A 12,392-nucleotide genomic window follows, 5' to 3' on the forward strand; every position below is an offset into this window, starting at 1 on the left:
GGGCGCCCTCCGACGGGCCCGGCTCAGCACGCCCACATGTATTCGATGGGCCGGTCGGTGAGCCACGTGTCGAGGTCGCCGAAGGCCGACGCCCAGTGCGCCAACCCGCCCTCGTAGACGGTCAGCACTCCCGTGTCCTGCCCGGGCTCCGGTGCCGCCACGAGGGGCGCCTGCCCCGCCGGGACCCCGGAGCCCGCCGGGACCACCGCCACCGTCGCGTCGGAGGCGAGCACCGCATCGGCCGTCCCCACGGACACCCCCACGCCTCCCGACACCATCTCCCACACGTCCGATGCCCCCGTGCCGTCCGCTCCCGTCTCGCCGAGCTTGAGGTCGGGGTCGGCGCTGGGGAAGTCGGCGGCATTTGTCGGCGTGAAGGGGTACCAGGTGGTGCCGTCGTGGGTGAGCGGCTCGTTGGAGCACGCCGGGTAGTACGTGAGGTCGGCCACCTGCGCGATCGCCTCTCCCGGCGCGCCCATGTCGAAGCGGCCGTCACCGGTGGTGGGCGTCGCGGAGCCCTCGCTGTCGCCGCCTCCCGCGGGCGCGCAGGCCGACATCAACAGCAGCGCGAGCGTGACCATCGCGACCACGAACGCACCCGCGAGCGGCAGCGTCACCGCCGCTATCCCCCCGAGCACCGCCCGGACCGTCCCCCGCATCGTTGCCATGAACCTTCAACGCACCCCACGCGCGAAACGTTGGGTCGGCGGCCGCGGATACGCTTGCCGCCATGGACACCTGGGTGGTGGCGTCGACGACGCCCGAGATCGTCGAGTCGGCGCTCGGCACCCTGCGCACCGTCCTCGAATACATCGGCACCGTCGCCTTCGCCGTCTCCGGCGCCGTCGCCGCGGGCCGCAAGCGCATGGACCTCGTGGGCGCGATCGTGCTCGCGTGCATCGTCGCCGTCGGCGGCGGCACCATGCGCGACCTCATGCTCGACCGACCCGTGTTCTGGATGGAGACGCCCTCCTACCTGCTCGTCGCCGCCGCGACAGGCCTGGTGGTCGCGATCCTCGCGCGTTGGCATCCTCCGGACCGGCTCGACCGCTACAGGATCGTGCAGCTGTCGGACACGGCGGGCCTCGCCGTCTTCGTCGTGGTCGGCACGGGAATCGCCCTGGACGCCGGCGCCTCGGCCGTCGTCGCCGCGGTCATGGGCGTCGTCACGGGCGTGGGCGGCGGCGTGATCCGCGACATGATGGCCAACGACGTCCCCGACGTGTTCCGCAACGGCCAGTTCTATGCGACCGCCGCGCTCGCCGGCGCCTCCGTCTACGCCCTGCTGCTGTGGCTCGACGTGCCGCGGCTCGTCGTGTTCTGGGTGCCGATCGCCGTGGTCCTCGCGGTGCGCCTCGGCTCGCTCAGGTTCGGCTGGGGTGTGCCGACCATCGGCGGCAAGCGCGTCGACCTCGACTGGCACGAGACCCACCCGGACGGCGACGCTCGCTGAGCCGCGGCATCGGCCACCGGTACTCACGGCGGCCGATGCGGCGGCCGGCCTCAGCTCTTGGCGAGCCTGTCGTACGCCTCGAGGTAGCGCTGCCTGGTGCGCTCGACCACGTCCGCGGGAAGCGCGGGCGGCGGGGCATCGGACGCCTTGTCCCAGCCCGACTCGTCCGAGGTGAGCCAGTCGCGCACGAACTGCTTGTCGAAGCTGGGCTGGGCGCGGCCGGGCTCCCACTCGTCGGCGGGCCAGAAGCGGCTCGAGTCGGGGGTGAGGACCTCGTCGGCCAGCAGGATGGCGCCGTCGCCATCGCGGCCGAACTCGAACTTGGTGTCCGCGAGGATCACGCCGCGCATCGCGGCGAGCTCGTGGGCGCGCGAGTAGACGGCGAGGGTGAGGTCGCGCAGCGCGGTGGCGTCCTCGAGGCCGATGCGCTCGACCACCTGCTCGAAGCTGATGTTCTCGTCGTGCTCGCCCACCTCGGCCTTGGCGGCGGGGGTGAAGATCGGCTCGGGCAGGCGGGAGCCGTCCACCAGGCCCTCGGGAAGCGGGATGCCGCACACGGTGCCTGACTCGCGGTACTCGACGAGGCCCGAGCCCGTGAGGTAGCCGCGGGCCACGCATTCGATGGGGAACATGTCGAGGCGCTTGCAGACCATGGCGCGGCCCTCGACCTCGGCGGGCACGGGCGCCTCGACGGTGTGGTTGGCGACGATGGGCGCCACCTGGTCGAACCACCACAGGCTGAGGCCCGTGAGGACGCCGCCCTTGCCGGGGATCTCGGTGGGCAGCACCCAGTCGTAGGCGCTGATGCGGTCGGACGCGACCACGAGCACCACGTCGCCGCGGGGGTGCGGCTCGGTGGGCTCGTACAGGTCACGGATCTTGCCCGAGTAGACGTGCCGCCAACCCGGCAGCTCGGGCGCGGTGGGCGGCGTGACGTGGCCGGGCATCAGGCGGCCCCGCCCGGAATGGCGCCCGTGGGAGTGCGGCCCTCGGACGCGGCGAGCGCGATGTCGCTGCGGTGGTGGGATCCCTCGAGGCCGATGCGCCCGAGCGCCTCGTACGCCACCTCCCTGGCGGCGGCGAGGGTCGCGCCGCGGCCCACGACCGACAGGACGCGGCCGCCGGCGGAGACCAGCTCGCCGGCGTCATTCAGCGCGGTGCCGGCGTGGAGGACGTGCGCGCCCTCGACGGCCTCGGCCTCGTCGGTGCCGGTGATGACGTCACCGCTGCGGGCCGACTCCGGGTAGCCGTGCGACGCGAGCACCACGGTGACCGAGGCATCGTCCGACCACTCGAGGTCGGGAAGCTCGTGAAGGCGACCCTCGGCGGCGGCGAGCAGCACCCCCGCGAGCGGGGTCTCGAGGCGGCTGAGCACCGACTGAGTCTCGGGGTCGCCGAAGCGCGCGTTGAACTCCACGACGCGCACTCCACGCGAGGTCATGGCGAGCCCGCAGTACAGGACACCCACGAACGGGGTGCCGCGCCTGCCCATCTCGTCGACCGTGGGCTGGGCGACGGTGCGCACCACCTCGTCGACCAGGCCCTCGGGCGCCCACGGCAGCGGCGTGTAGGCACCCATGCCGCCGGTGTTGAGGCCCGCGTCGCCGTCGTAGGCGCGCTTGAAGTCTTGGGCGGGCTGCAGAGGCTTGACGGTGCGGCCGTCGCAAATGCAGAACAGGGAGACCTCGGGGCCGTCGAGGAACTCCTCGATGACGACGGTGCCGCCGGCGTCGAGGATGGCGGCGCCGTGCGCGGTGGCCTCGGTCAGGTCGTTCGTGACGACCACTCCCTTGCCGGCGGCGAGGCCGTCGTCCTTCACGACGTAGGGGGCGCCGAACTCGGCGAGCGCGGCGGCAAGCGTCGCGGCATCGCGGCACACGCGGGGGGCGGCGGTGGGGACCTGCGCGGCCTCCATGACCTCCTTGGCGAATGCCTTGGAGCCCTCGAGCAGCGCGGCCTCGGCCGACGGGCCGAACACCGGGATGCCGATCTCGCGCACGGCATCGGCCACTCCCGCGACGAGCGGGGCCTCGGGGCCGACGACCACGAGGTCGGCCTTGACGTTGGCCGCGAGGGCGGCGACGGCGATGCCGTCGTTCTGGTCGACCGTGTGGAGCGTCGCCAGGCGGCCGATGCCGGGGTTGCCGTTCGCGGCGTGCAGCTCGGTCACGGCGGGGTCGAGGTGGAGGGCGCGGGCGAGAGCGTGCTCGCGCGCACCGTTGCCGACGAGGAGGATCTTCACGCAGGCGAGTCTAGCGAGCGCGGCCCTCACGCCCGCCCGCGTCGGGGCCTGGACTGGCGTCGCTCAGGATGGACCGGCGGTGACCACGTCGAGAGTCGAACCGCCGTCCCGCCACGTCGCCTCGGTGACGCGGCGATCCTCATCGATCCACGCCCATGCGTGGGTTCCCTCCGGCACCTGCTGGCGCGACCAGCCCTCGCGACTCAGTTGATCCGCGAGATCCGCGAGCGCCGCCTGGAGATCGTTGACTGCGTAGGTGACCGTGTGGCGCAGCGTTGAACTACTCTCCGAGAGCACGAAACGCGGTTCCTGCGGTCCGTCACCTCCGTCAGCCGTCGGCAGGGATCCCTCCGGCGGGAGCGCCTCCGGGATGGCGGCCATCGACTCACCGTTCAGCACGATCTCCTCCCGCCCGTGATCGCCCACCTCACCACGCCTCAGGGTGGCCAGCCCCTCCATAGTCCAGTTGGCGGGGTCTGCGATAAACGCGCGCTCAGCCGGTGTACCGCCCTCATACGTCGCCGTTGATTGCGACGAGGCGGTCGCGGACATGACCCTCGCGCCGAGGAGCTCCCGCACGGGTGCCTCGGCGAGAGGGTCATCTTCGAGGTGTGGCGCGACGTCGTCGTCCGTCGATTCCGTCACCGTCGTCGTGGACCGTTCGAACACGAGGGAGCGGCCGTCTCCGTCCACACCGGCACGACGCGCACGTCGTGCCCGGTGCGACGAGAACGAGAACCATGGAAGCCTCCACATGCGGCGGCCCGATTCCGCGCCATCCCCCATGGTGGTGACAGACGCCTAAGCGCCGCGGACGTGAAGCAGGTCGTGGTTGACGATGATCTCGTCGCGGCCGGGGCCCACGCCGATGGCGGAGATCCGGCAGTTCGAGATCTTCTCGAGCGCCATGACGTAGTCCTGCGCCGTCTGGGGAAGGTCCTCGAACGAGCGCGCGCCCGAGATGTCCTCGGTCCAGCCCGGCAGGTACTCGTACACGGGCGTCGCGGCGGCGAAGGCGGCCTGGTCCTGCGGCAGCTCCTCGTAGCGCACGCCGTCCACGTCGTAGGCGACGCACACGGGGATCTGCTCGAGGCCGGTGAGGACGTCGAGCTTGGTGAGCACCAGGTCGGTGAGGCCGTTGATGCGCGCCGCGTAGCGAGCGATGACCGCGTCGTACCAGCCACAACGGCGGCGACGGCCGGTGGTGGTGCCGTACTCGTGGCCCACCTCCGCCAGGAAGTCGCCCATCTCGTCGAACAACTCGGTGGGCATCGGGCCCTCGCCCACGCGGGTCGTGTAGGCCTTGACGATGCCGATGACGGAGTCGATGCGGGTGGGGCCCACGCCGGAACCCGTCGAGGCGCCGCCGGCGGTCGCCGAGGACGACGTCACGAACGGGTAGGTGCCGTGGTCCACGTCGAGCATGGTGGCCTGGCCGCCCTCGAACAGCACCGTCTCGCCGCGGTCGAGAGCCTGGTTCAGCACCAGCGAGGTGTCCGTCACCATCGGCTCGAGGCGGTCACGGTACTGGAGGAGCTCGTCGGCCACCTCGTCCACCGTGATGGCGCGACGGTTATAGACCTTCACCAGCAGGTGGTTCTTCTGCTCGAGCGAGCCCTCGATCTTGTCGCGCAGCAGCTGCTCATCGAACAGGTCGCCCATGCGCAGGCCGAGGCGGTTGATCTTGTCGGCGTAGGCCGGGCCGATGCCGCGGCCCGTGGTGCCGATCTTGCGCTTGCCCAGGAAGCGCTCCGTGACGTTGTCGAGCGTGCGCGCGTACGGCGCGATGATGTGCGCCGCGTTCGAGATCAGCAGCTTGGACGGGTCGACTCCGCGCTCGATGAGCGCGTCGATCTCGGTGAACAGCACCGAGATGTCGACCACCACGCCGTTGCCGATCACGGGCGTCACACCCGGCGTCAGGATTCCCGACGGCAGCAGGTGCAGCGCGAACTTCTGGTCACCGATCACGACGGTGTGACCGGCGTTGTTGCCGCCGTTGAACTTCACCACATAGTCGACGCGGCTTCCCAGCACGTCGGTGGCCTTGCCCTTGCCCTCGTCGCCCCACTGGGCTCCGACGATCACCACTCCGGGCATGGTGCCCTCTCCCCTCACCCCGGTGCATGCCGGGGGCTTGGGCCCGGGTCTCACGCCTGTCGCGCGAGGCCCGGACGTACGCGAGCCCCGACCAGTCAGTCCGACCGATCGGGGCTCGCGCCTGCCGAATTTCGGACTTAGATCTTCTTGCCGGCCGAGCCGAGCTGCTGGCAGGCCTCGACGACGCGAGCGGCCATGCCGGCCTCGGCGAGCTTGCCCCAGGCGCGGGGGTCGTAGGCCTTCTTGTTGCCCCACTCGCCGTCGACCTTGAGGACGCCGTCGTAGTTCTTCATCATGTGGTCGACGACCGGACGCGTGTACGCGTACTGGGTGTCGGTGTCGATGTTCATCTTGATGACACCGTGCGAGACGGCCGTGGCGATCTCCTCGGCGGTCGAGCCCGAGCCACCGTGGAACACGAGGTCGAAGGGCTTGTCCTTGCCGAACTTCGCGGCGGCGGCGGCCTGGATGTCACCGAGGATCTCGGGACGCAGCTTCACGGCGCCGGGCTTGTACGCACCGTGCACGTTGCCGAAGGTCATCGCGGTGAGGTAGCGGCCGCGCTCGCCGAGGCCGAGGCGCTCGATCGTGGCGATGCCGTCCTCGGGGGTCGAGTAGAGCTTGTCGTTGACCTCGGCCGAGTGGCCGTCCTCCTCGCCACCGACGACGCCGATCTCGATCTCGAGGATCGTGTCGGCGGCCTGCGACAGCTCGAGGAGCTCCTCGGCGATCGCGAGGTTCTCCTCCATGGGCACGGACGAGCCGTCCCACATGTGCGAGTTGAAGATCGGGCCCTTGCCCGAGGCGATCGACTCGGCCTCGAGCTTCAGGAGCGGCTTCAGCCACTCGTCGAGGTAGACCTTGTGGCAGTGGTCGGTGTGCAGCGCGATGGTGACGCCGTACTTCTCGGCGACGACGCGGGCGTACGCGGCGAGCGCGAGCGAACCGACGACGGCGTCCTTGATGGTGGAGCCGGAGGCGTACTGGCCACCGCCCACCGAAACCTGGATGATGCCGTCAGACTCGGCCTCGGCGAAGCCCTGGATGGCGGCGGTGACGGACGAGGACGACGTGATGTTGATCGCGGGGAACGCGTAGCCGCCGGCCTTGGCGGCGTCGAGCATCGCGGCGTACGACTCGGTGGTGGCGATTGCCATGGGTAACTCCTGAACTTGTGCGGATGGAACCGTCGTCCATTCTGTCAGAAGTCCAGGGGTGCGTCATGGGGCCGTAGGTCCCCGTATCAGGCAGGAACGGTGAGGATGTGCCCGGCGGCGGCCGTCCCGAGGGTCACGACCCTGCCGTCGAGGTCGAGTTCCACGATGCCCACCGACGCCTTGTGGGCCGTCACCGTGAGGACCGCGCCGATGTCGAGGGACACGTCGCTGAGGTGGCGCAGCAGGTCGGGGTCGTCGTCCCACACGCGCGCCACGCGCACGCGAGCGCCTTCCGCGACGGCGTCCAGCCCCGTGTGCTGCTCGGCGGGCACGGTGCCGTCGGCGGCGGGGATGGGGTCGCCGTGCGGGTCGTGGGTGGGCTGGCCAAGCCGCTCCGCGAGGCGCTCGACGAAGTCGTCGGAGACGGCGTGCTCGAGCACCTCGGCCTCGTCGTGGACCTCGTGCCAGTCGTAGCCCAGGTATTCGACGAGGAACGTCTCGATGAGCCGATGCTTGCGCACCGTGGCGAGCGCGATGGCCCGGCCCTCGGCGGTCAGCTCCACGGAGCCGTAGCGCTCGTGCGTCACGAGGCCGCGCTGGGTGAGCTTGCGGACCAGCTCGGACACCGACGAGGGCGACAGCGACAGGCGCCCGGCGAGGACCGTCACGGTCACCGCGGCATCGGACCACTCGGTGGCGTTGTAGATCGCCTTCAGGTAGTCCTCGGTCACGTTCGCGTCGGCCATGGTTCTCCTCGTGTCAGGCGGGCACCGCTTCTCGACGGCGCGTGAGGCGGCGCAGCAGGCCATGCCGCGGGCTGAAGAGGTACACGAGCCCGAACACGACGCCCTGCACCACCACGACCATCCCTCCCGAGGACGCGTCGAGCCAGTAGCTGAGGTAGATGCCCGCCACCGAGCATAGTGACGACAGCACGGGGGCGATGATGAGCATCCGCGAGAAGCGGTCCGTGAGCAGATGCGCGGTGGCGCCCGGGATGATGAGCAGCGCGACCACCAGCACCACGCCGACCACCTGCAGTCCCACCACGGCGACGACCGCGAGCAGGGCGAGCAGCAGCGATCCCAGCCGCCGCGGCGACAGCCCGATGGCCCGCGCGTGCATCGGGTCGAAGGCGTAAAGCGTGAGGTCGCGTCGCTTGAGCAGGAGCAGCGTGAGCGCGACCGCCGCGAGCACGCCGATCTGGACCATGTCGGAGGTCGACACCCCGAGGATGTTGCCGAACAGGATGTGGGACAGGTCCACCTGGCTGGGGACCACCGAGACGAGGACCAGTCCCAGGGCGAACATCGTCGTGAAGACGATGCCGATCGCGGCGTCCTCCTTGACCCTGCTGGTGCCGCTGACCGCGCCGATGAGGGTGACGGCGAGCACTCCGAAGACGAGCGCACCGATCGCGAAGGGCAGCCCCAGGACGTAGGCGAGGACGATGCCGGGCAGCACAGCGTGCGACACGGCGTCGCCCATGAGCGACCAGCCGATGAGTACCAGCCAGCACGACAGCACCGCGCTCACGACAGCGGCGATGACCGTCACCAGCAGCGCGCGCACCATGAAGTCGTACTGCAGCGGCTCGATCAGGACATCGACGATGCTCATGCGGTCCCCTTCGTCACGTCCATGCCGAAGGCGCGGACCAGGTTCGCGGGGGCCAGCGCCTCGCCCACGGACCCGTGGAACAGCACCCGCCGCAGCAGCAGCGCCGCGTCGTCCGCGAGCGCGGGAAGCGCATGGAGATCGTGCGTCGAGACGAGGACAGCGCGGCCGTCGGCCGCGAGCTCGCGCAGCAGCGCCACGATGGTGGCCTCCGAACGCTTATCGACTCCGGCGAACGGCTCGTCGAGCAGCAGCAGCGACGCCTCCTGCGCGATGGCGCGGGCCACGAAGGCGCGCTTGCGCTGACCTCCAGAGAGTTGCCCGATCTGGCGGTCAGCCAGGTCCACCAGGCCCACACGCTCCAGGGCATCGTCCACCGCGGCGCGGTCGCGCGACTTGGCGCGCCTCGTGACCCCCATGCGCCCGTAGCGACCCATCGTCACCACGTCGCGCACCGAGACGGGAAAGTCGCGGTCGATGTCCTCGCTCTGGGGGACGTACGCGATCCGCGAGGCGGCCCTGGCCACCGCGGGGGCGCCACCCTCGACAGTGACCGTGCCGGCATCGGCCCTCACTGCCCCCATGGCCGCCTTGAACAGCGTCGACTTTCCCGAGCCGTTCATGCCGATGAGGCCCGTGACCCGGCCCGCCGCGACCGTCAGCGAACAGTCGTCGAGGGCCGTGACGTCGCCGTAGCGGACCCGCAGTCCGCTGATCTCGAGCGCGGGTGAGGTCACGATGCGGCGCCCGTGAGGCCGGCGGCGATGGTCTCCGCGTCGTGGCGGAGGAGGTCGAGGTAGGTCGGGACGGGGCCGTCGACCTCCGAGAGCGAGTCGACGTAGAGCGTGCCGCCGAAGTCGGCGCCGGTGGCCTCCACCACCTGCTGCATCGCCTTGTCGGAGACCGTCGACTCGCAGAACACGGCGGGGACCTCGCGCTGCTCGACCTCCTCGATGACGGCCGCGACCTGCTGGGGCGTGGCCTGCTGCTCGGCGTTGACCGGCCAGATGTACACCTCGTCGAGGCCTACGTCCCTCGCGAGGTACGAGAACGCGCCCTCGCACGTCACAAGCACCCGCTGCGCCTCGGGAACCTCAGCGAGGTCGGCCTCCAGCTCCTCAGCCACCGCACGCAGCTCCTCCTGGTAGGCGGCCCCCCGCCGCGCGTAGCCCGCGGCGTTGTCGGGGTCCAGCTCGGCGAAGGCGTCGATCATGGCCCCCACGTACTCCTGCGCCACATAGGGGCTCATCCACGCGTGGGGGTTGGGCTGGCCGGCGTAGGCGTCGGAGGCGATGTCGATGGGCTCGACCCCGTCGGAGACCACCACGTGGGGGGCGTCGACCGACTCGACGAACTGGGCGAACCAGGCCTCGAGGCCCAGGCCGTTGTCGAGGATGAGGTCCGCCTCGGTCGCCTTCGCGATGTCCCCCGGCGTGGGCTCGTAGCCGTGGATCTCCGCCCCCGCCTTGGTGATCGACTCCACGCGCAGGTCGTCGCCCGCGACGTTGCTCGCCATGTCCGCGAGCACGGTGAAGGTCGTGAGCACCAGGGGGCGATCGTCGTCGGCCTCCTGAGTGCCATCGGACGCGCCGGCACAGCCCGCGAGGGCGAGGGCTGACCACGCGACGGCGGCGGCGATCGGGAGAGTTTTCGGCACACCGAAACTCTAGTCCCGCCGCCCAGGAAATCAACCCGGCGACGCCAAGGGCATCAGCCGCGCGACCCCATATCCGTCACCTTGTACGGCGCCCCCGCCTTGTCGTAGGTGGTCCACTCGCCCACCTGGGTGCCGTGGTCGAAGGAGCCGGACCGCATCAGGGTGCCGTCCTTGCGGAAGAACTCCCAGTAGCCGTGCTCCACCGCCTCACGGAACTGTCCGCGCGCCCACACGGAGCCGTCGCGGTGGAGCTTCTCGTAGGGCTCCAGGTCCTCGGCCGGGATGTCGTCGCTCACGCGCCGCCTCCCTGAGCGGCTCCGTCGGCATGCCCCGCGGCGATGTCGCCGTGGCGCGCCACCCAGCCGTGCATCGCGATGGCGGCCGCGGCTCCCGCGTTGATCGAGCGGGTGGAGCCGTACTGCGCGATGGCGAGGGTCGCATCGGCCGCCTGCCTCACCGCCTCGGTGAGCCCCACGGATTCCTGGCCAAAGACGAGCACACACTCGCGCGGCAGCGGGTAGGTCTCGAGCGGCACGGATCCGGGCAGGTTGTCGATGCCGATGACCGCGAGGCCCTCGACGCGGGCCCACTCCACGAAGCCCTCGACCGTGGGGTGGTGGGTGACGTGCTGGTAGCGGTCCGTCACCATCGCGCCGCGGCGATTCCAGCGCCGGTTGCCGACGATGTGGACGCCGCGGGCGGCGAAGGCGTTGGCGGTACGCACCACCGAGCCGATGTTGAGGTCGTGCTGCCAGTTCTCGATCGCCACGTGAAACGGGTGGCGCAGGGCGTCGAGGTCGGCGACGATCGCCTCGTGGCGCCAGTACCGGTAGCGGTCCACCACGTTGCGGCGGTCGCCCTCGCGTAGCAGTTCGGGGTCGAAGTGGTCGCCGGCCGGCCAGGCAGCCTCGCCGCCGGGCCAGGGGCCGACGCCGTGGGCCGGGGCCTCGTCGTCACGTCGCTCGGTCACGCGAGCGTCACGTCGAGTGCGGAGGCGGCGGCGCGGGCACGCTCGCGGGCCTGGGCGACGTTGCCGCCCGTGGCGACTGCCACGCCGATGCGACGGCGCCCCTCGACGCGCGGCTTGCCGAACAGGCGCAGGTCGGCCTCCGGCACCCCGAGCGCCGCGTCGACGCCGCCGATGACGGGCACCCCCGAGCCCTCGGCGAGGACGGCGCACGAGGCGGCCGGGGCGGCGTCCACCTCGGCCGGGACCGGCAGGCCGAGGATCGCGCGGGCGTGCAGCGCGAACTCGGACAGGTGCTGGCTCGCGAGCGTTACCAGCCCCGTGTCGTGCGGGCGGGGCGACACCTCGTTGAAGATGACCTCGTCGCCGCGGATGAACAGCTCGACGCCGAACACGCCGTAGCCACCCAGCGCCTCCGTGACGGCCCCGGCGACCTCGCGGGCGCGCCTGACCGCGGCATCGGGCATCGGATGGGGCTGCCAGGACTCGCGGTAGTCGCCGTCCACCTGGACGTGACCCACCGGGTCGAGGAAGGTGGTGCCGCCCGCGTGGCGCACCGTGAGCTGCGTGATCTCGTAGTCGAAGTCCACGAAGGCCTCGACGATGAGGCGCCCCGCCGCGGCACGGGCCCCGGCCGCCGCATACTCCCAGGCGTGCGAAGCATCGGCCGCGTCCCTCACCACGGACTGCCCCTTGCCGGACGACGACATGACCGGCTTCACCACGCACGGGGTGCCGAGCTCGGCGATCGCCGCCTCCAGTTCCGCGAGGGAGTCGACGAATCGGTACGGAGAGGTGGGAAGCCCGAGTTCCTCGGCCGCGAGTCGCCTGATGCCCTCGCGGTCCATGGTCAGTCGCGTGGCGCGGGCGGTGGGGATCACCGTGGCCGCGCCGGCCTCCTCGACCTCGCGCAGGACGTCGGTGGCGAGCGCCTCGATCTCGGGAACGATCAGGTGTGGGCGCACCTCATCGATGACGGCCCTCAGGGCATCGACGTCCAGCATGTCGAGCACGTGGGAGGCGTGAGCGACCTGCATGGCGGGAGCGTCGGCGTAGCGGTCGGCGGCGATGACCTCGACGCCCAGCCGCATGAGCTCGATCGCCACCTCCTTGCCGAGCTCCCCGGATCCGAGGAGCAGGACGCGGGTCGCGTGCGGGGTGAGGGGCGTGCCGAGCGTGGTCATGACGTCAAGTCTGGC

14 protein-coding genes are annotated in these 12,392 nt (G+C 71.1%); 1 reads left to right on the forward strand and 13 read right to left on the reverse strand.

What is annotated here, in order from left to right; translation table 11 throughout:
• Nucleotides 1–23: 23 nt before the first annotated feature.
• Entirely contained in the window at nt 24–668 is a 645-nt protein-coding gene (locus B7K26_RS12980; RefSeq protein WP_159449688.1) for a hypothetical protein, read from the reverse strand.
• A gap of 62 nt (nt 669–730) precedes the next feature.
• Between B7K26_RS12980 and B7K26_RS11560 the strand changes: the two genes are divergently transcribed.
• Complete coding sequence (locus B7K26_RS11560; RefSeq protein ID WP_084079362.1) at nt 731–1,453, forward strand: trimeric intracellular cation channel family protein; 723 nt, start codon at nt 731–733, stop codon at nt 1,451–1,453.
• Between the two features lie 50 nt (nt 1,454–1,503).
• Here B7K26_RS11560 and B7K26_RS11565 read toward each other — a convergent pair whose 3' ends face one another.
• The 12 genes from B7K26_RS11565 to purT form a co-directional block, all read right to left on the reverse strand.
• Nucleotides 1,504–2,400 carry a phosphoribosylaminoimidazolesuccinocarboxamide synthase gene (locus B7K26_RS11565; RefSeq protein ID WP_084079363.1) on the reverse strand — a complete coding sequence of 299 codons (897 nt, stop codon included), beginning with the start codon at nt 2,398–2,400 and terminating at the stop codon, nt 1,504–1,506.
• Nucleotides 2,400–3,695 (reverse strand): phosphoribosylamine--glycine ligase, encoded by a 1,296-nt coding sequence (gene purD, locus B7K26_RS11570; protein WP_084079364.1) that lies wholly within the window; start codon nt 3,693–3,695, stop codon nt 2,400–2,402. The genes B7K26_RS11565 and purD overlap by 1 nt, the downstream gene beginning before the upstream one ends.
• Before the next feature lie 63 nt (nt 3,696–3,758).
• Complete coding sequence (locus B7K26_RS11575) at nt 3,759–4,247, reverse strand: hypothetical protein (RefSeq protein ID WP_143340692.1); 489 nt, start codon at nt 4,245–4,247, stop codon at nt 3,759–3,761.
• Nucleotides 4,248–4,496: 249 nt separating this feature from the next.
• Nucleotides 4,497–5,795: an adenylosuccinate synthase gene (locus B7K26_RS11580; RefSeq protein ID WP_084079366.1), complete on the reverse strand. Its 1,299-nt coding sequence runs from the start codon at nt 5,793–5,795 to the stop codon at nt 4,497–4,499.
• Nucleotides 5,796–5,932: 137 nt separating this feature from the next.
• Nucleotides 5,933–6,952 carry a class II fructose-bisphosphate aldolase gene (gene fbaA, locus B7K26_RS11585; RefSeq protein ID WP_084079367.1) on the reverse strand — a complete coding sequence of 340 codons (1,020 nt, stop codon included), beginning with the start codon at nt 6,950–6,952 and terminating at the stop codon, nt 5,933–5,935.
• An 86-nt stretch (nt 6,953–7,038) separates the two neighbouring features.
• Nucleotides 7,039–7,698 carry a metal-dependent transcriptional regulator gene (locus B7K26_RS11590; protein WP_084079368.1) on the reverse strand — a complete coding sequence of 220 codons (660 nt, stop codon included), beginning with the start codon at nt 7,696–7,698 and terminating at the stop codon, nt 7,039–7,041.
• A gap of 13 nt (nt 7,699–7,711) precedes the next feature.
• Nucleotides 7,712–8,572, reverse strand: coding sequence for a metal ABC transporter permease (locus B7K26_RS11595; RefSeq protein ID WP_084079369.1), 861 nt, complete (start codon nt 8,570–8,572; stop codon nt 7,712–7,714).
• The gene (locus tag B7K26_RS11600) at nt 8,569–9,306 is read right to left on the reverse strand and encodes a metal ABC transporter ATP-binding protein (RefSeq protein ID WP_200811104.1); all 738 of its coding nucleotides are present in this window, start codon (nt 9,304–9,306) and stop codon (nt 8,569–8,571) included. The genes B7K26_RS11595 and B7K26_RS11600 overlap by 4 nt, the downstream gene beginning before the upstream one ends.
• On the reverse strand, nt 9,303–10,226 hold the full coding sequence (locus B7K26_RS11605) for a metal ABC transporter substrate-binding protein (RefSeq protein ID WP_084079370.1): 924 nt from the start codon (nt 10,224–10,226) through the stop codon (nt 9,303–9,305). The genes B7K26_RS11600 and B7K26_RS11605 overlap by 4 nt, the downstream gene beginning before the upstream one ends.
• A gap of 53 nt (nt 10,227–10,279) precedes the next feature.
• Complete coding sequence (locus B7K26_RS11610) at nt 10,280–10,522, reverse strand: toxin-antitoxin system YwqK family antitoxin (protein WP_234998800.1); 243 nt, start codon at nt 10,520–10,522, stop codon at nt 10,280–10,282.
• The gene (locus B7K26_RS11615) at nt 10,519–11,196 is read right to left on the reverse strand and encodes a TrmH family RNA methyltransferase (protein WP_084079371.1); all 678 of its coding nucleotides are present in this window, start codon (nt 11,194–11,196) and stop codon (nt 10,519–10,521) included. The genes B7K26_RS11610 and B7K26_RS11615 overlap by 4 nt, the downstream gene beginning before the upstream one ends.
• Nucleotides 11,193–12,377: a formate-dependent phosphoribosylglycinamide formyltransferase gene (gene purT / locus B7K26_RS11620; RefSeq protein ID WP_084079372.1), complete on the reverse strand. Its 1,185-nt coding sequence runs from the start codon at nt 12,375–12,377 to the stop codon at nt 11,193–11,195. The genes B7K26_RS11615 and purT overlap by 4 nt, the downstream gene beginning before the upstream one ends.
• Between the last annotated feature and the right edge of the window lie 15 nt (nt 12,378–12,392).

Source organism: Demequina sp. NBRC 110057 (genome assembly GCF_002090175.1).
Taxonomy (GTDB): domain Bacteria; phylum Actinomycetota; class Actinomycetes; order Actinomycetales; family Demequinaceae; genus Demequina.